Origin of the sequence: Pseudomonas sp. LA5, assembly GCF_028640825.1 — a bacterium.
GTDB classification, from domain to species: domain Bacteria; phylum Pseudomonadota; class Gammaproteobacteria; order Pseudomonadales; family Pseudomonadaceae; genus Chryseomonas; species Chryseomonas aestiva.
Genome location: NZ_JAQYZY010000008.1, coordinates 1 through 363, shown reverse-complemented (window position 1 = coordinate 363; position 363 = coordinate 1). Strand labels below are relative to the sequence as shown.

Sequence of the window (363 nt, the reverse complement as noted above, 5' to 3'; positions counted from 1 at the left end):
GCTGACCTGCATGACCACCACCCCGCTGCGCATGCTCAGCCTGTTCGGCGGTGGCCTGGCCATCTTCGGTTTCCTCTTCGCCGCGCTGCTGCTGGTGCTGCGCGTCACCCACGGCGCCGAGTGGGCGGCCGATGGCGTGTTCTCGCTGTTCGCCGTGCTGTTCATCTTTACCGGCGCCCAGTTCGTCGGCCTCGGTCTGCTCGGCGAGTACCTCGGCCGGGTGTACCACGACGTCCGTGCCCGGCCCCGGTTCCACGTGGAACAAGTGATCCGCGCCGCCACCCTTTCTCCTTCGCCGGCGCCGCTGCGCCAGGTCCAGTAACAGGAAAGCCCCTGATGAAAACCGCCATCGTCTTCGCCTAC

The 363-nt window shown here is 67.2% G+C and carries 1 pseudogene; it reads left to right on the top strand.

From position 1 onward, the window contains the following. A pseudogene (locus PVZ72_RS00355) lies at positions 1–322 on the top strand (undecaprenyl-phosphate 4-deoxy-4-formamido-L-arabinose transferase); the annotation flags it as partial. Between the last annotated feature and the right edge of the window lie 41 nt (positions 323–363).